This window comes from Buttiauxella agrestis ATCC 33320 (genome assembly GCF_000735355.1).
Lineage (GTDB): Bacteria > Pseudomonadota > Gammaproteobacteria > Enterobacterales > Enterobacteriaceae > Buttiauxella > Buttiauxella agrestis.
Genome location: NZ_JMPI01000023.1, coordinates 147099 through 163289 on the forward strand (window position 1 = coordinate 147099; position 16191 = coordinate 163289).

General features: G+C 51.9%; 17 protein-coding genes. 8 read left to right on the top strand and 9 right to left on the bottom strand.

The window, feature by feature from the left end:
• The first annotated feature begins 9 nt into the window (after positions 1-9).
• The 5 genes from sufC to ldtE all read left to right on the top strand — a co-directional run bounded on the left by sufC (position 10) and on the right by ldtE (position 4808).
• Positions 10-756, top strand: a complete 747-nt coding sequence (sufC, locus tag GBAG_RS07980) for a Fe-S cluster assembly ATPase SufC (RefSeq protein WP_034494859.1) — start codon at positions 10-12, stop codon at positions 754-756.
• Positions 731-2011 (top strand): Fe-S cluster assembly protein SufD, encoded by a 1281-nt coding sequence (sufD, locus tag GBAG_RS07985; protein ID WP_034494861.1) that lies wholly within the window; start codon positions 731-733, stop codon positions 2009-2011. The genes sufC and sufD overlap by 26 nt, the downstream gene beginning before the upstream one ends.
• The gene (sufS, locus tag GBAG_RS07990; protein WP_034494864.1) at positions 2008-3228 is read left to right on the top strand and encodes a cysteine desulfurase SufS; all 1221 of its coding nucleotides are present in this window, start codon (positions 2008-2010) and stop codon (positions 3226-3228) included. The genes sufD and sufS overlap by 4 nt, the downstream gene beginning before the upstream one ends.
• A 13-nt stretch (positions 3229-3241) precedes the next feature.
• Complete coding sequence (gene sufE / locus GBAG_RS07995; RefSeq protein ID WP_034494866.1) at positions 3242-3658, top strand: cysteine desulfuration protein SufE; 417 nt, start codon at positions 3242-3244, stop codon at positions 3656-3658.
• 100 nt (positions 3659-3758) lie between these two features.
• Positions 3759-4808 (top strand): L,D-transpeptidase LdtE, encoded by a 1050-nt coding sequence (ldtE, locus tag GBAG_RS08000; protein WP_034494868.1) that lies wholly within the window; start codon positions 3759-3761, stop codon positions 4806-4808.
• 75 nt (positions 4809-4883) lie between these two features.
• Here the strand turns inward: ldtE and GBAG_RS08005 are convergent, their stop codons facing one another.
• From GBAG_RS08005 to ynhH, 3 genes are all read right to left on the bottom strand, one after another.
• Positions 4884-5120, bottom strand: a complete 237-nt coding sequence (locus tag GBAG_RS08005) for a major outer membrane lipoprotein (RefSeq protein WP_034455915.1) — start codon at positions 5118-5120, stop codon at positions 4884-4886.
• A 307-nt stretch (positions 5121-5427) separates the two neighbouring features.
• Positions 5428-6840 (bottom strand): pyruvate kinase PykF, encoded by a 1413-nt coding sequence (gene pykF / locus GBAG_RS08010; protein WP_034494869.1) that lies wholly within the window; start codon positions 6838-6840, stop codon positions 5428-5430.
• Positions 6837-7061 (bottom strand): protein YnhH, encoded by a 225-nt coding sequence (ynhH, locus tag GBAG_RS23235; protein ID WP_418230241.1) that lies wholly within the window; start codon positions 7059-7061, stop codon positions 6837-6839. Before ynhH ends, pykF begins: the two co-directional genes overlap by 4 nt.
• Before the next feature lie 322 nt (positions 7062-7383).
• Between ynhH and GBAG_RS08015 the strand changes: the two genes are divergently transcribed.
• Complete coding sequence (locus GBAG_RS08015) at positions 7384-7590, top strand: hypothetical protein (RefSeq protein ID WP_034494870.1); 207 nt, start codon at positions 7384-7386, stop codon at positions 7588-7590.
• 70 nt (positions 7591-7660) lie between these two features.
• On the opposite strand, the gene GBAG_RS08020 is transcribed toward GBAG_RS08015, so the two are convergent.
• The 6 genes from GBAG_RS08020 to GBAG_RS08045 form a co-directional block, all read right to left on the bottom strand.
• Positions 7661-8827 carry a cupin domain-containing protein gene (locus tag GBAG_RS08020; RefSeq protein ID WP_034494871.1) on the bottom strand — a complete coding sequence of 389 codons (1167 nt, stop codon included), beginning with the start codon at positions 8825-8827 and terminating at the stop codon, positions 7661-7663.
• Between the two features lie 11 nt (positions 8828-8838).
• The gene (locus GBAG_RS08025) at positions 8839-9630 is read right to left on the bottom strand and encodes an HpcH/HpaI aldolase family protein (RefSeq protein ID WP_034494872.1); all 792 of its coding nucleotides are present in this window, start codon (positions 9628-9630) and stop codon (positions 8839-8841) included.
• Complete coding sequence (locus tag GBAG_RS08030; protein WP_345702270.1) at positions 9627-10358, bottom strand: alpha/beta fold hydrolase; 732 nt, start codon at positions 10356-10358, stop codon at positions 9627-9629. Before GBAG_RS08030 ends, GBAG_RS08025 begins: the two co-directional genes overlap by 4 nt.
• A complete protein-coding gene (locus GBAG_RS08035) occupies positions 10355-11122 on the bottom strand; it encodes an SDR family NAD(P)-dependent oxidoreductase (protein ID WP_246864864.1) in 768 nt (255 codons plus the stop codon). Before GBAG_RS08035 ends, GBAG_RS08030 begins: the two co-directional genes overlap by 4 nt.
• Positions 11122-12453 carry a histidinol dehydrogenase gene (hisD, locus tag GBAG_RS08040; RefSeq protein ID WP_034494873.1) on the bottom strand — a complete coding sequence of 444 codons (1332 nt, stop codon included), beginning with the start codon at positions 12451-12453 and terminating at the stop codon, positions 11122-11124. The genes GBAG_RS08035 and hisD overlap by 1 nt, the downstream gene beginning before the upstream one ends.
• Before the next feature lie 94 nt (positions 12454-12547).
• Positions 12548-13798, bottom strand: a complete 1251-nt coding sequence (locus GBAG_RS08045) for an MFS transporter (RefSeq protein ID WP_051873659.1) — start codon at positions 13796-13798, stop codon at positions 12548-12550.
• A gap of 281 nt (positions 13799-14079) precedes the next feature.
• Here GBAG_RS08045 and GBAG_RS08050 point away from each other — a divergent pair, with 281 nt between their 5' ends.
• Together GBAG_RS08050 and GBAG_RS08055 are read left to right on the top strand one after the other, a co-directional pair.
• On the top strand, positions 14080-15150 hold the full coding sequence (locus GBAG_RS08050; RefSeq protein WP_034494874.1) for a LacI family DNA-binding transcriptional regulator: 1071 nt from the start codon (positions 14080-14082) through the stop codon (positions 15148-15150).
• Positions 15147-16118 (top strand): nuclear transport factor 2 family protein, encoded by a 972-nt coding sequence (locus GBAG_RS08055; RefSeq protein WP_034494875.1) that lies wholly within the window; start codon positions 15147-15149, stop codon positions 16116-16118. The genes GBAG_RS08050 and GBAG_RS08055 overlap by 4 nt, the downstream gene beginning before the upstream one ends.
• Positions 16119-16191 lie beyond the last annotated feature (73 nt).

The following is a 16191-nucleotide window of genomic DNA, read 5'->3' on the forward strand; positions in this document are numbered from 1 at the left end:
GGGAAAATTATGCTGAGCATTAAAGATTTACAGGTAAGCGTTGAGGACAAAGAGATCCTGCGCGGCTTAAGCCTTGAAGTAAAACCGGGTGAAGTGCATGCCATCATGGGGCCGAACGGCTCCGGGAAAAGCACGCTGTCCGCAACGCTTGCCGGACGTGAAGATTACGAAGTCACCGGCGGGCAGGTGCATTTCAAAGGCAAGGATTTACTGGAATTATCGCCGGAAGACCGAGCGGGCGAAGGCATTTTCATGGCATTTCAGTATCCGGTAGAAATTCCCGGCGTCAGCAACCAATTCTTCCTGCAAACCGCATTGAATGCGGTGCGCGAATATCGGGGCAAAGAAGAACTCGACCGCTTTGATTTCCAGGATTTGATGGAAGAGAAAATCAAATTACTGAAAATGCCAGAAGATTTACTGACGCGTTCGGTGAACGTTGGTTTCTCTGGTGGTGAGAAAAAACGTAACGACATTCTGCAAATGGCGGTGCTGGAACCTGAACTTTGTATTCTCGATGAAACCGACTCAGGGCTGGATATTGATGCGCTGAAAATTGTCGCAGAAGGGGTCAATTCCCTGCGTGATGGCAACCGTTCATTCATTATCGTCACTCACTATCAGCGTATCCTTGACTATATCAAACCTGATTTTGTTCATGTGCTGTATCAGGGCCGAATCGTGAAATCGGGTGATTTCAGTCTGGTGAAACAACTGGAGGAGCAGGGTTATGGCTGGCTTACCGAACAGCAGTAACGGCAATGCCCTGCAGCAATGGCATCATTTGTTTGAAACGCAGGGTGATAAACGCAGCAAAGAAGCTCAGGAACATATGCAGCAAATGCTGCGCCTGGGGCTGCCGACGCGTAAACATGAAAACTGGAAATACACGCCCCTGGAAGGGTTGCTGAATAATCAGTTTGTTCTGCCTGTGCAAGAATCGTTGAGTGAAGTTCAGCGCGATAAACTGGCATTGCCGGTAGACGCATGGCGGCTGGTGTTTGTTGATGGGCGATTCAGCCGTGAACTGAGCGACGATATTACCCATAGCGGTTTTGATGTGACCGTCGATGAACAACGGGATTCGCTGCCCGCCGCAGTGCAGGGCGAAGTATTCCTGCATCTTACCGAGAGTCTCGCCGAAACTGTGACGCATATTCGCGTAGCGCGTAATCACAGCCCGGCAAGAGCGTTGCTGCTAATGCACGTCAGCCGGGGGAGTGCGCTGGGTGAGATGAATACGGCACATTATCGCCACCACTTGTCTCTGGGCGAAGGCGCAAACGCGACGGTTATCGAGCACTACGTGAGTTTTGACGAGCACCCACATTTTACTGGCGCGCGCTTTACCGCAGAAATCGGCGCAAACAGCCAGTTGCACCATGACAAAATGGCGTTTGAAAATGCACAGAGCTATCACTTCGCTCATAACGATTTAGTGGTCGGCCAGGATGCGACGGTTGAGAGTAATAGCTTCCTGCTGGGGGCGGCGGTGTTGCGCCACAACACCAGTACGCAACTTAACGGCGAGAACACGCAACTACGCATGAACAGCCTGGCGTTGCCGATTAATAACGAAGTGTGCGACACGAGAACCTGGCTTGAGCACAACAAGGGTTATTGCAACAGCCGTCAGCTGCACAAAACTATCGTGCGTGATAAAGGTCGTGCGGTGTTTAACGGCATGATTAAAGTGGCTCAACATGCCATTAAAACCGATGGACAGATGACCAACAATAACCTGTTGCTCGGGCGTCTGGCGGAAGTGGACACCAAACCACAGCTGGAAATTTATGCCGATGACGTGAAATGTAGTCATGGCGCGACGATCGGTCGCATCGACGACGAACAGATGTTCTATCTACGTTCGCGCGGCATTAAAGAAGAGGCCGCCAGACAGATGATTATTTATGCCTTTGCCGCAGAGCTTACGGAAAGTATTCGCGACGAAGCATTAAAACAGCAGGTTCTGGCGCGGATCGGCCAGCGCTTTGCGGGAGGCGATGCATGAGTTTTTCCATCGAACGGGTGCGGGCTGATTTCCCCATTCTAAGCCGCGAAGTCAACGGCCAGCCGCTGGCCTATTTAGACAGCGCGGCCAGTGCGCAAAAGCCGCAGGCGGTTATCGACGCTGAACTGGACTTTTACAGCCACGGTTACGCGGCGGTACATCGCGGGATACACACGCTGAGCGCGGAAGCGACGCAGCTCATGGAAAACGTGCGCAATCAGGTTTCGCGCTTCATTAATGCGCGATCGCCAGAAGAAATTGTCTTTGTGCGAGGCACCACTGAGGGGATCAATCTGGTTGCCAACAGCTGGGGGCGAGCCAATATTCAGCGCGGAGATAATATTATTATTTCCGCGATGGAACACCACGCCAATATCGTGCCGTGGCAAATTCTGTGCGAACACACGGGAGCGACGTTGCGCGTTATCCCGCTCAATCAGGACGGCACGTTACAACTCGAAGTGTTCCCGACGCTGATTGATGAGCACACAAAACTGCTGGCGATTACGCATGTTTCAAACGTACTGGGCACCGAAAACCCGGTACAACAAATGATTGCGACTGCGCATCAGGCGGGCGTAAAAGTGCTGGTGGACGGCGCGCAGGCCATCATGCATCACGCCATTGATGTGCAGGCACTGGATTGCGATTTCTATCTTTTCTCCGGTCATAAAATTTACGGCCCGACGGGAATTGGCGTGCTGTATGCGCGTGAAGAAATCCTGCAAAACATGCCGCCGTGGGAGGGGGGCGGGTCGATGATTGCCAGTGTGAGTCTCACAGAAGGCACGACTTACGCCGCCGCTCCGTGGCGTTTTGAGGCGGGCACGCCAAATACAGCCGGGATTATTGGGCTGGGTGCCGCTTTGCGATATGTTGAAAACCTTGGCCTGGCGGAAGTGGGCGAGTACGAGCAATCGCTTATGCATTACGCGCAGCAGGCGTTGAAGGCTGTGCCGGATTTAACGATTTATGGCCCTGAGCAGCGGCTCGGTGTTATCGCGTTCAACCTCGGTAAACATCATGCTTATGATGTCGGCAGCTTCCTTGATAACTATGGTATTGCGGTACGAACCGGGCACCACTGCGCGATGCCGTTGATGGCGTTCTACAAGGTTCCGGCAATGTGTCGTGCTTCGTTTGCGATGTACAATACCGAAGAAGAGGTGGACCGCCTGGTTACGGGATTACAACGCATCCATCGCCTGCTGGGATAACACGGAGAAAGCCATGGCTACGTTGCCAGACAAAGAAAAACTGCTGAAGAATTTCAGCCGCTGTAGTAATTGGGAAGAGAAATATCTCTATATCATTGAGCTTGGTGGGCGGTTACCTGAACTACCACCGGCTGAACATAGAGCGGAAAATACCATTCAGGGCTGCCAAAGCCAGGTGTGGATTGTGATGCACCAGCAGCCGGATGGCGTGATTACGCTTGAGGGTGACAGTGACGCCGCGATTGTCAAAGGGCTGATTGCTATTGTATTTATTCTCTACCAACAGATGACTGCGCAGGATATTGTCGCGTTTGATGTGCGCCCATGGTTTGAGAAACTTGAACTTGCTCAACATCTTACGCCGTCTCGCTCTCAGGGGCTTGAGGCAATGATCCGCGCAATCCGCACCAAAGCCACCAATCTTAGCTAAACTCTTAGAACAGCTTTCATCCTGTTAACGCGAGGTAATTTTATTGCCTCGCATGGCTTTCAGCATTCCGGCGTTCAGCCGGTGAATACAGGAATTCAGTATGAAACGCGCGTTCTCTCAAATAACACTTATGTTGGTAAGCGCCCTGGCTGCAAGCCAGTCGGCATGGGCTGTTGATTATTTACTCCCGCCACCGGGTAGCCGGATTATTGGCGTGAATCAAACTTATATAGTTCCGAATGATGGTAAAAACCTCGAAGCGGTAGCCGCGAAATATAATACCGGCGTGTTATTACTTCTGGAGGCAAATAATACTGTCGATCCTTTCCTGCCAAAACCGGGCAGTGAATTGACCATTCCTTCGCAAATGATCCTGCCGGATACGCCACGAGTCGGTATTGTGATTAATCTTGCTGAACTGCGGCTGTATTACTATCCGCCAGGGCAGAATCGTGTCGAAGTCTATCCATTGGGAATTGGCCAGCTTGGGCGTGAAACACCGGTTATGGTGACGCGTATCAGCCAGAAAATCCCTAATCCGACCTGGACGCCGACGGCCAATATTCGTGCTCGTTCTGCCGCGCAAGGAATTACGTTGCCCGCAGTGGTCCCTGCCGGGCCGAATAACCCGCTTGGCCGCTATGCGCTGCGTCTTGAACAGGGCGGAGGTGAATATCTGATTCATGGTACCAACGCACGTAACAGCATTGGGCTGCGCGTGAGTTCTGGCTGCATGCGCATGCGGGCGCCAGATATTAAGGCGCTGTTTAGCCAGGTGGCCTGGGGCACACGAGTGCAAATCATTAATGAGCCGGTGAAATTTACGATTGAGCCGGACGGCAGGCGATTTGTGGAAGTGCATCAACCGCTGTCGCGAAACGATTGGGAAAACCCACAGACCGTGCCGATTGCGATTAATGCCTCTTTTGCATCGTTTATCGATAACTCAATGAGCGATAAGGCGCAGGTTGATAGCGCTATTGTACGGCGAGCGGGTTATCCGGTGCTGGTGAATGCGCCGCAGGGAGTGCCATCGCAACCGGTTAATATCACGCCAATACAGAGCGTCAAAGCGTCCACTGGCGGCACTATAGCGCCGAACGGTAGCGGAAGCCTGGTGAGTGGACAAAACAGCGTGGTGATGAACTAGCGGAGTTTTTACGTGAACAGGAATGACAGGCAAAAAAAATGGCGCACAATGTGCGCCATTTTAATACAAGTACTCTTACTTACGGTAAGAGTGAGCTTGGTTGTCCAGACGCTGGTTAGCGCGAGCTGCGTCGTCTTTAGCAGCTTGAACGTCAGAACGCATTGCGTTCACGTCGTTGCTCAGCTGATCAACTTTAGCGTTCAGAGTCTGAACGTCAGAAGACAGTTGATCGATTTTAGCGTTAGAAGAACAACCTGCCAGCATAGTAGAAGCCAGGATTACCGCGCCCAGTACCAGTTTAGTACGATTCATTATTAATACCCTCTAGATTGAGTTAATCTCCATGTAGCGTTACAAGTATTACACAAAGTTTTTTATCTTGAGAATAAATTTTTGATGGGAATGCACTTAAATTTGATCGTTCGCTCAAAGAACCAGCGAACCGGGGCTGAAAACTAAAAAAAATAGAAAAAACAGAGGATTTTAATCGGATTCATCTTACTAAATTGCATCTTAAATAGAGCAAGCCGATTTGATTTTTATTTCAGACCGTCTATTAAACCCCATAAAAAAAGCGCCCGAAGGCGCTTTTTTAGCAAATTATTCGTTCACAGGAAATTTACAGTACGTGAACGGACGCAGTATTGGTGGTGCCACTTGGTACTAATGCACCAGAAACCATCACTACGATGTCGCCTTTACGAGCTAAACCGCTCTCCAGCGCAACTTCTTTGCCCAGACGGTAGAAATCATCAGTAGAAGCGATTTCTTTAACCAGCTGTGGAATCACGCCTTTGCTCAGAACTAACTGACGAGCAGTGAGTTCATTGGTGGTCAGCGCCAGGATAGTTGCGTTCGGGAAGTATTTACGCACAGCTTTAGCTGATTTGCCGCCCTGGGTTGCAACAACAATGATTGGAGCTGCCAGGTTTTCAGCAGTTTCAACTGCACCACGGCAAACTGCTTCGGTGATACGCAGTTTACGGCTGTCATGGTTGTTATCCAGACGGCTGGTCATCACGCGGTCAGTACGCTCACAGATAGTAGCCATGATGGTCACAGCTTCCAGTGGGTATTTACCTTTAGCAGACTCACCAGACAGCATTACTGCGTCGGTGCCGTCGATGATGGCGTTAGCCACGTCACCCGCTTCTGCGCGAGTAGGACGTGGGTTTTTGATCATGGAGTCGAGCATCTGAGTTGCAGTGATAACAACTTTACGAGCGCGAACACATTTCTCAATCATCATCTTCTGCGCGAAGATAACTTCTTCAACCGGGATTTCAACGCCCAGGTCACCACGAGCAACCATGATGCCGTCAGAAGCTTCGAGGATTTCGTCGAAGTTGTTCAGGCCTTCCTGGTTTTCGATTTTGGAGATGATCTGGATGTTCTCGCCGCCATGCGCTTTTAAGTGCTCACGGATTTCAACAACGTCAGAACGTTTACGGATGAAGGAAGCCGCTACGAAATCAACGCCTTGCTCGCAACCGAACACCAGGTCTTGTTTGTCTTTTTCAGCCAAAGCTGGCAGCGCGATGGAAACGCCCGGCAGGTTAACGCCTTTGTTTTCGCCCAGGTCGCCGTTGTTCAGTACTTTACAAACAACGTTTTTGCCTTCAATTGCAGTGACTTCCATACCGATCAGACCATCGTCAACCAGTACGGTGTTGCCAACGCTCAGGTCGCTGGTGAAACCTTCGTAAGTGACAGCAACGATATCGCTGTTACCCACAACAGTTTTGTCGGTGGTGAAAGTAAAGGTCTGACCCGCTTTCAGAGAGACGTCGTTGCCGCCTTCCAGTTTGATAGTGCGGATTTCAGGACCTTTGGTGTCCAGCAGGATTGCTGCTTTCTTACCGGTTTTTTCCATTACGTTGCGCAGGTTCTTGATACGCTGACCGTGTTCTTCGTAGTCACCGTGGGAGAAGTTCAGACGCATTACGTTCATGCCAGCATCAAGCATTTTGCTCAGCATTTCTTCGGATTCGGTTTTCGGACCGATGGTGCAAACAATTTTAGTCTTTTTCATGACAGTCTTATCTGTAAGTTGAGAAGGATTGTGAAAATTCGGTTCCGGTCGATACGGGCGCCGGAGCGCAAACTAAAGCTGGTATTGTTCATGTGCCACCCGGTAAGGATAGGTGACAGAAATAAAGCGTGCAGAGGAAAGTGTGCTTGCGGTTCAGCCTGCCGGGGATATTGATTGCTTTCTAGTGTATTAGGACAGTTCAATGCGCTGAAACCATTCAAGTCAAGACGCGCTCATTATAGAGGTAACTTGCTCCGAAAGGAATTGAAAACGCTGTTTCAAATACGGAATGCGCAGAAATACGGCGAAGTGTTATCAGTGCGTTAAGTGGTTATTAACAAACTTGGCGTCGCAAAAGGTTGGGGAGGCTTATTCCTGGTCTCAGCGACCCTGGACGCGACTTTGCAACTTTTTTAGTTATTTATAATAAATATGAGTTATTCCTTAAAATATAATTGCGGAATATAATATTTTTTTGAATGACAGGATCGGTGAGCATTAACGTCCTGTTGACGGCTTTTATATTAATGAAGAATTTTTGTCATGATTAAGTGGTTTATCCCCGGTGTTGTGGTTGTCGCTTTCCTGTTGGTATGCGGGAATGCTCCGGCAAAAAGAATTGCGCAATGTGAAAACCAGGGCGGCAGTGATGGGGTTTGTGCTGCACACGAATGGGATTTTGCGATGGAAAGTCCATTTCCCGATAACAACCTTTCCGCACTGGCAAGCCGCGTAAACACTCAGAAATAAGCGCATTACGCGGCAATGTGTCGCACTTTGTGCGTCCCTGCAAAAAGTGAGAATCTCGCTCTGATCTCGCCTAAACGGCGCGAGCTATTTTCTCACCCGCCCGACGCGCGGTGGCAGGCAGGATACTTGCCGTTGCCACGTAGCCATCGGGATCGAGACAGCGATCCCGCTCCAGCGCTTGCTCAATAACTTCCGCATCCCAGTAAATCTTTTTACGATGATCGCCCTGAGTGGTCAGCGTGGCTTCCATCACGCCATCCAGCGCCCGGTACTGACGCCAGCTATTGGCAGGAACTGAAATCACCGAACCTTCTTCAGCCACAATCGTGACTTCTTCACCTGGTCTATTCCACGTGATTTCCAGCGTTCCTTTAAACACCATCAGCACCTGAACATCCGGGCAGGAATGCAAACCAACGCGATGCTGGTCCTGAATGCGCAGCCACTCCACAGAGAAACCATGCGGATTCATAATTGGCGGCGCGTTATGCAGGTCTTGTGATATTCCATAGCCAATCACCGGTGCCAGTTCGCCACCGTGTCCTGGCAAAACAGAATCCAGCAGAGCGTTCGCCGACCATGTCCGCTGCTCGCCCGTCACGGCGCGCTGGCTCATTTCCTCTATCGGATAATCGCGCAACGCGGCGATATGTTCCGCCCCCAGCGGCTGCAACAACTCGGATTGCGCGGGCAGTTTGTCGCCGGCCTCGACATCAATCAGCATATTGTCGCGACTCAGATACAAACCATATTCGCTTGCGGCCTCTAGTATCGACGGATGCCAGATAATCCCGCCGGTGTTATTGCCCCCTAAAACGGTGAACACCATGCCGCAGGTATCATTCGGGCTGACGTTAGTAAAACCGCGGAAAATCCACGTCGGGATAGACAAAATAGCCGGTGCGCTGAATTCCGCCTGATGCTCGCCATTGGCGCCCCAACGGAAACGCCAGCTCCCTTCATGAATCAAAAACACTTCGGCGGTGAAATGCAGATGCAGATTATTGGTGACGCCTTTTGGCATCGCCGCCGCACCAATGTTAAACCCGTGCGGCTCGGGAATATTCACCACTTGCGAAGCCGACTGCGTCACGCCTGGGCCAATAAAGGAATAGTTTTGTTTGAGGTGCGAGCCGGGTAGTTTGCAGTCGATAAACGCCACGCTACAGGACACGCGGTCTTCCGGGCGAACCAGGCGGCGCTGGGCTTCTTCTTGGGTCAGAGTAATATTTTGCATAATGTCCTCTATTAATATCCAGATGCGCCACTGGTTGGCGCGGCTTCACCCCGCGCGGTGGCGATTGCGGTGCGTGACGCACTGCCCAGTTGCATAACGTCATTGGCCGGGGTCACAAAGTTAAAGCCTTGCGCAATTCGATTTGCGGCGGCCTGGCCTGATGTACAAAATATTCCGGCGAGTTTGTTATGTGCTTTGCAACGACTCAGCACTAACTCTATCGCGGCCAACATTTCAGGGTGTTGCGACTCGGCGCTGGCACTTCCCGTGAGCGTTAAAGAAAGGTCGTTTGGCCCGATAAATACGCCGTCCAGCCCGGCGGTATCCAGAATCGCGTCGAGATTTTCCAGCCCTTCGCGGGTTTCAATCATCGCCAGCGTCAGGATCTCTTCATTGGCATACTGCGGGTAATCTTTGCCGCCGTATAAAAGGGCGCGCGCCGGGCCAAAAGAGCGGTTACCGAGTGGCGGGTAGCGGCAGGCTGAAACAAACTGCCGCGCTTGTTCCGCCGTCGAAATCATCGGGCAGATGATTCCCCAGGCTCCGGCATCAAGCAGGCGCATAATTTGAGCGGGTTCATTGGTGTTCACGCGGGCCAGCGGCGTGGCAGGTGTCGCCGAAATGGCTTGCAGCATCGACAACGCGTTGGCGAAATCAATCATGCCGTGCTGCATATCGACGGTGACGGAATCATAGCCCTGATGCCCGACGATTTCGGCGCTGTAGCCCGAAGGTATCGCCAGCCAACCATTAATGATGGGTTGCTGCTGGCGAAAGGCCGCTTTGAGCGGATTTTTTCTCATGGTTGTGTCTCCTGTATCCAGTTGCGCATGGCGATTGCCACCAGTTTCGGTTCTTCAAGCGGTAAGAAATGGCCGCTTTCAGGAAGCGTTATCCAGCGGGCATGAGCAGCGACAGCGGCAACCGACTGGTGATGTGAATGGGTACAAATGACGTCATACGCGCCGTTGATGATGAGTATCGGAGAGGGAAACGTGGCCAGAGCCGCGCGATGGTCATCGCGTGAAATCGCCACCTCAGTCTGGTCTGCAAAAACCGCAATGCCGCACTCTTCAGCCATTTGTACGATTGTCTGGTGAAGCGACGCGTTATCCAGACGATGCGGGGCGACGTATTTCGGCCAGAGAGTTTTCGTGAGCCACGGCGCGACTCCCAGGCGCGCAGCTTCTTTCACCGCCGCACGTCGCCCGGCCGCGTTAGCGGGTAAATCCCGCAGCGGGTTCACGGACAGCAGCGCCAGACCGGCAATTCGATGCGGAGCCAAAGCTACCATTTGCAGAGCCACCATTGCCCCGAGTGAAAAACCCGCCAGGCAAAAGCGCGGCGGCAAAACCTCGAGCAACTGAGTTGCCAGTTCATGCGCTGATTTGCCCGCGGTGAGCGTGATGCAGCTAAAAGAGGTCACATTTAACTGTTCGCTTAACGGCTGCCATAGCCGCCCGTTGCACAGCGTTCCGCCGAGCAGAATCAGTGGCGCGTGATGGTTTTCCAGCAAAGGCATCGTATTCATGTTGCTGTCCACCCGCCATCGACCATTAATGCCGTGCCGGTAATCAGGGCAGAAGCAGGCGAGGCGAGAAATACCACCGGCCCCATCACATCTTCCAGCGTCCCCAGCCGCTTCAGCTTTATGTTGTCCAACACATAGCGACTAAATGCCGGGTTTGCGAGATTCGCGCGCGACAGCTCGGTTTCGATAAACGTCGGGCACAGGGTATTCACTCGAATACCCGAATCGCCCAACTCCAGCGCCATTGTTTTCGTCAAACCCTCTAGGGCAAACTTAGACGCGCAATAAACGCTGCGTTGCGGGCCGCCGACATGCCCCATTTGCGAGGAAATGTGAATAATTGAACCTGGGATCTGGCGCATTTTCATACTGCGTGCAACTAACTGGCTAATAAAGAAGGTTGCCCGCAGATTGAGCGCCATGACCGCATCAAAATTTTCTTCACTCACTTCAAGAAATGGTTGATGACGCGCAAGCCCGGCACTGTTTACCAGAATGTCGAACCCCGGTAGGTCTGCCAACGCAGCACCCGCCTGAGCGGTATCGGTAATATCCAGCGCCAGGCTGTTTAATTGCAGGCCTTCTGCGGCAGCACTTTTAACCGCCTCCTCAAGCTGCTGCGCCTGGCGGGCAATAATCCACACCTGCGCCCCGGCGCGTGCCAGGGCGATGGCCGCCGCAAAACCGATACCACGAGAACCGCCCGTCACTAAAGCCCGCTGATTATCGAGCCGGAATTCCGGTGTGCGAGGAAGCGCTATCATTACGATGCCTTCTCAATATCCGCCGCCGGAACCGAGCCTGCGTATGGCACATCCTGGTTGCCGTAACGACGCACGCGAATATTGGCTTGCTCCGCATGGCCCGAGAAACCTTCGAGTTGGCACAAGCGTGAGCAATAGCTGCCAATTTCTGTAGAGGCTTCGTCACTCAGCACTTTCTGCCAGGTGCAGGTTTTCATAAACTTACCGACCCAAAGTCCGCCGGTATAACGCGCTGCTTTCTGCGTTGGCAGGGTATGGTTGGTGCCGATGACTTTATCGCCGTAAGCCACATTGGTGCGCGGGCCAAGGAACAGCGCACCAAAGTTGGTCATGTTGGCGAGGAACCAGTCGTCGCGGTTAGTCATCACCTGCACGTGCTCGGAGGCGATGCGGTCTGCTTCCTGCAACATCTCCTCGTAACTGTCGCAAACAATCACTTCGCCATAATCGCGCCATGCCTGGCGGGCAATTTCTGCGGTGGGCAATTGCGTCAGCAGGCGCTCAACTTCACGTATCGTTTCTTGTGCCAGTTTCAGCGAGTTGGTGAGCAGGATCGCAGGTGTGGTTACGCCGTGTTCGGCCTGACCCAGCAGGTCGGTGGCGCAGATTTCGGCGTCTACCGTTTCGTCGGCAATCACCAGCGTTTCCGTTGGCCCGGCGAACAAGTCGATGCCGACGCGGCCAAATAACTGGCGTTTAGCTTCTGCAACGAAGGCGTTACCCGGGCCGACCAGCATATCTACAGGCGCGATAGTGTCGGTGCCGAGCGCCATCGCGCCAATCGCCTGAATACCGCCTAACGCGTAAATCTCCGTTGCACCCGCCATCGCCTGCGCGGCAACAATCGCCGGGGCAGGGCGACCATTAAACGGCGGCGCACAGCTCACAATGCGCGAACACCCCGCTACGTTTGCCGTAATAATCGACATATGCGCTGAAGCCAGCAGCGGATATTTCCCACCGGGGACATAACAACCGACGGCATTAATCGGAATGTTTTTATGACCAAGAATTACGCCGGGACGGGTTTCGATTTCAAGATCGGTCAGGCAACCTTTTTGCGCCGTGGCAAAATTAAAAACTTGCTGCTGGGCAAACTCGATATCTTTAATATCCTGGCGGCTTAATTGTTTGATGCAGGCATTAATTTCACTCTGCGATAAACGATAATCCTGGCGATCGTAATTATCGAACTTAATGGATAACTCACGAATAGCCTGATTACCGCGTTGTTCAATATCGGCCAGCGTATTTTCCACCACAATACTGACCTGTTTATTGGCCTGCTGGCGTTCAGATAATGATTTACTGGTTTTTAAATATTGCGCCATGACGCTCTCCTTTGATTTTTAATACGTGTTTATCCCGCCCGGCATTGCGGGTGAATGGGGTGAATCGGATTAAATAAACGATTAAGGTTTAAATTTACTGGCTGGTTTTATTAGCATATTCCTGTGCCGAAGAAACGTTCGGCAGATTCTTTTGCGCCGCTTTTATCTGGCGCTGCTCCACACTGCGTGCCGCCATGGGTGTGAGGAAAGCCGCAATAACGCACAACACGCCAATCATCAGATACCCGGAAGACAAATTAATATGCTGCAACATCAAACCCATCGCGACCGGGCCGACAAACATGCCGACAGAATAAATGGTCTGGAATAAGCCCATGCGCGTTGATTGTTCATCCTCAACCGTATTCACCACGCTTAACGACATAAACACGGCGAATGCCATACCAAACGAGAAACCCGCCATCGCCTGTAAGAAATAGATGAGATACATATTGCTGGTGAAAGGAATGCCAATACTGGAAATCACTTGCAGGATAATGCCAATAACGGCGGTATTCACCAGTCCCAGGCGTTTATAAAACACCGAACTACACATCGCTATCGCCAGCGCGTAGAAGATCAAATGGATATTACTCAGCAAGGTCAAAATACCGGCTTTCGCGCCGAGCTGTTGGGCATAAATAGGGGTCAGCGTATCGCGGGTGGCGAAAGGCACCAGGATGACAATGGTGGCCAGCAGGCCAATAAACCATACGGAAGGGTCCGCGAGCTGGCGCTTCGCACTTTTAATACAGGCTTTAAGCGTGGGTGCGCGGGCAGCATCGTGAAATTCTTTAATGCGAAACGTCAGAATCAATGCCAGCAGCGCCGATACGCTTGAGACAAAATAGCCGATGTTCTTGTCAAAAAAGTGGATTAACGCGCCACCAATACAGTTGCCGAGGAAAACCCCTAATGGCCCGGCAAGTGCCAGTAATGCCACAGCGGCAGGCGCATCTTTTTTATCAAAATAGCGAATAAACAGGATGTTATACAAAACCCAGGTCGCCGCAGTGAATCCATCGGCGGCCTTCGCCAGGTACAATGTCACGGCGGTGGGTTCCAGGTAGGCTATCGGCCAGGTCACCATCGGTAACAGCAGGCTGACCTGGATAAATATTTTTCGGCTCTTCACCACGTCCGACAAAATGCCAATCGGGAAACGGATAAATAACGTGGCTAATCCACTGGCGCCCATAATCATTCCCACCACTTCTGGCTGCATTCCTTCGCTGATTAACATCGGGGCGAGAAATGCATCGATACTGTGGATGCAAATGAAGAACAACACGCTAATGGTAAAAAACAGTCTGACTTCGGATCGACTAAAGAGTGCACGAAACATGTGGTGAACCTCTTAAATATTAATGGGTTATAACCAATCAAGTACGGCATTAACCGGTGCAATCCTTTGTCGCTAACTTGCGTCACCGGTAAAACTGACGGCGTATTTTTTGTTTTCTGCATACGTATTCAAAAGTTGAAGTTACGAAAAGGTTTCAATTTTGTAAAGGCAGATAATGTAAATGTGAAAAAAATAATTTTGTCTGTTGCATACGCATGCAAAGATGGTGTAAGTATAAAAAACAGGCATTCCAGAGGGATGTGGATAAGGACTACCAAATCATGAAACGTAAGACTTTTGGCCCCGTGACTTCTCAGCAAGTGGCACAAATAGCGGGAGTATCACAATCGGCGGTATCGCGCACTTTCACGCCAGGAGCGAGCATTTCTCCGGCAACGCGTGAAAAGGTGCTGAAGGCGGCGCGCGAACTGGGCTATCGGCCAAATGCCATTGCCCGATCCCTAAACACCGCCCGCTCAAGGATTGTGGGTGTGGTGATGTCCTATTTTGATAACCAGTTCTACCCGCAGGTTCTGGAAGCACTGGCGCAAAAGCTCGATGAGCTGAATTACCACCTGCTGCTGTTTGTGGGCGACCGCGATGGTAACGTCGACCGGATTTTCGACCAGATCATGCAATACCGGGTTGACGGGATTGTGCTGGCTTCGGTTTCGCTGTCGGTCGAGCTTTCCGAAGAGTGTGTCGCTGCCGGGATCCCGGTGGTGCTGTTTAATCGCAGCGAAGAAAATGCCACGGCGTCGAGCGTGAATACCGATAACGAAGCGGCAGCCAAACAGATTGCAGAATTTCTGCTCGCCGGGGAGCACCAGCACTTTGCGTATGTGGCCGGGCTTTCTGACTCTTCGGTTAACCTGGCGCGGCAGAGTGGGTATATCAATACGCTTAATCACCACGGAATTAAGGATGTCCGCGTGGTGCAGGGGGATTACGATGCCAGAAAAACCGCAAAAGCGGCCTGGGAACTGTTTTCCTCGCCACAGCCACCGGATGCCATTTTTGCTGCCAATGATCATATGGCGCTTACCGTGATGGATGTTGCCCGGTTCGAATTTGGCCTGCGGATTCCAGAAGATCTTTCGGTCATCGGTTATGACGATACCGGCCCTTCAGGTTGGCCGTCTTACGCTCTGACGTCGGCATCTCAGCCTGTTGATGCCATGGTCGGGGCCACCATAGCGCTACTGATGAAACAGATTGAAAGTGAAAACATTGAACCGGAACAGGTTGTGGTTCCTGGTGTGCTGGTGGTGCGTCATTCCGCAAGGCGGCCACAATTTGGCGTTATCGAAAAAGATGGGCTGTCATTGTTCCAGCCGCAGGAGGTTGAATGACCAGGTTGCCGGGCTTTAGCCCTCAGTTTGATTCTATCCAGCAGTTTATTTTGACGCTGACCCATGTGGTATGGGAGCAAAAAGATATCGGCCAACTGGCAGATTTCTACGCCACTCCGGTGGTATTTAACACCCCGGAAAAACAGCTCAATGACCTGTCGCAATTTATGCGGCTCACGCTTGAAGCGATGCACAGTTTCCCGCATCGCACGGTGCTAACCGAAGATATTCTTTGTACCCATTCGCCGCAGTTTGAATATTACGCCGCGCAACGCACGGTGGCCTGTATCCAGCATCAGGGCGAGGGGTTCTTTGGGAAACCGAGCGGAAAATCGATTTGGGTGCGCACCTGGGCGGATCGCGTTTGCGCTGAAGGCGCAGTGCGTCAGGAGTGGTTATTGCAAGACCGCGCAGCCATCATTTTGCAAACGGGAATGGAAGTGCGTGATTTTGCGAGGCAACTCGCAGATTCACGTCGTGAAGCCGGGCTGGAAAATATCAGTGCCGAAGAGATGGACGCGCGCTGGGCGGGCGGCCCTGAAGGGGATGACGTTGATGGCCCACTTGCCGGACTGATTGAACGCTATTTGTCGATGTGGGCAGGTGGCAACAGCGGTGTGGTGCCAGGGTTATATCATCCTGCCGCAACGCTGCATGGGCCGGGCCACGTGTTGTGCACGGGCGAGCAGGATATCGGCGGTTTTCTTTCGGGATACCGGGCGTCGTTTGCCGACAGCGAAACGCATCTCCATCACCTGGTGGTGCGCCGTGATGCCAATGAACCGGTGCGCCTTTCGTTGCGCTGGTCGCTGTTAACCTGGCACGACGGTTACGGGAAATTCGGTACCCCGACCCGTCGCCCGGTTTCTATTACCGGTATTAGCCAACTGGAATTACGCGATGGGTTAATTATCCGGGAATATCTGGGTGTCGATGAATTAGCGATATGGTCACAGATTTTTAATTAATGACATTTATTGGCGAGGATAACCTCCTCGCCAAATAGCTAACCCAGAAAATAAATATTATCGCCATTTGCAG

What these genes read in the sequence shown, in the direction of transcription:
- GBAG_RS08005 (WP_034455915.1), bottom strand. Translation starts at nt 5,120, where the DNA reads ATGAATCGTACTAAACTGGTACTGGGCGCGGTAATCCTGGCTTCTACT.
- GBAG_RS08025 (WP_034494872.1), bottom strand. Translation starts at nt 9,630, where the DNA reads ATGAGAAAAAATCCGCTCAAAGCGGCCTTTCGCCAGCAGCAACCCATC.
- pykF (WP_034494869.1), bottom strand. Translation starts at nt 6,840, where the DNA reads ATGAAAAAGACTAAAATTGTTTGCACCATCGGTCCGAAAACCGAATCC.
- GBAG_RS08055 (WP_034494875.1), top strand. Translation starts at nt 15,147, where the DNA reads ATGACCAGGTTGCCGGGCTTTAGCCCTCAGTTTGATTCTATCCAGCAG.
- ldtE (WP_034494868.1), top strand. Translation starts at nt 3,759, where the DNA reads ATGAAACGCGCGTTCTCTCAAATAACACTTATGTTGGTAAGCGCCCTG.
- sufD (WP_034494861.1), top strand. Translation starts at nt 731, where the DNA reads ATGGCTGGCTTACCGAACAGCAGTAACGGCAATGCCCTGCAGCAATGG.
- sufS (WP_034494864.1), top strand. Translation starts at nt 2,008, where the DNA reads ATGAGTTTTTCCATCGAACGGGTGCGGGCTGATTTCCCCATTCTAAGC.
- hisD (WP_034494873.1), bottom strand. Translation starts at nt 12,453, where the DNA reads ATGGCGCAATATTTAAAAACCAGTAAATCATTATCTGAACGCCAGCAG.
- GBAG_RS08035 (WP_246864864.1), bottom strand. Translation starts at nt 11,122, where the DNA reads ATGATAGCGCTTCCTCGCACACCGGAATTCCGGCTCGATAATCAGCGG.
- GBAG_RS08030 (WP_345702270.1), bottom strand. Translation starts at nt 10,358, where the DNA reads ATGAATACGATGCCTTTGCTGGAAAACCATCACGCGCCACTGATTCTG.
- sufE (WP_034494866.1), top strand. Translation starts at nt 3,242, where the DNA reads ATGGCTACGTTGCCAGACAAAGAAAAACTGCTGAAGAATTTCAGCCGC.
- sufC (WP_034494859.1), top strand. Translation starts at nt 10, where the DNA reads ATGCTGAGCATTAAAGATTTACAGGTAAGCGTTGAGGACAAAGAGATC.
- GBAG_RS08020 (WP_034494871.1), bottom strand. Translation starts at nt 8,827, where the DNA reads ATGCAAAATATTACTCTGACCCAAGAAGAAGCCCAGCGCCGCCTGGTT.
- GBAG_RS08015 (WP_034494870.1), top strand. Translation starts at nt 7,384, where the DNA reads ATGATTAAGTGGTTTATCCCCGGTGTTGTGGTTGTCGCTTTCCTGTTG.
- GBAG_RS08045 (WP_051873659.1), bottom strand. Translation starts at nt 13,798, where the DNA reads ATGTTTCGTGCACTCTTTAGTCGATCCGAAGTCAGACTGTTTTTTACC.
- GBAG_RS08050 (WP_034494874.1), top strand. Translation starts at nt 14,080, where the DNA reads ATGAAACGTAAGACTTTTGGCCCCGTGACTTCTCAGCAAGTGGCACAA.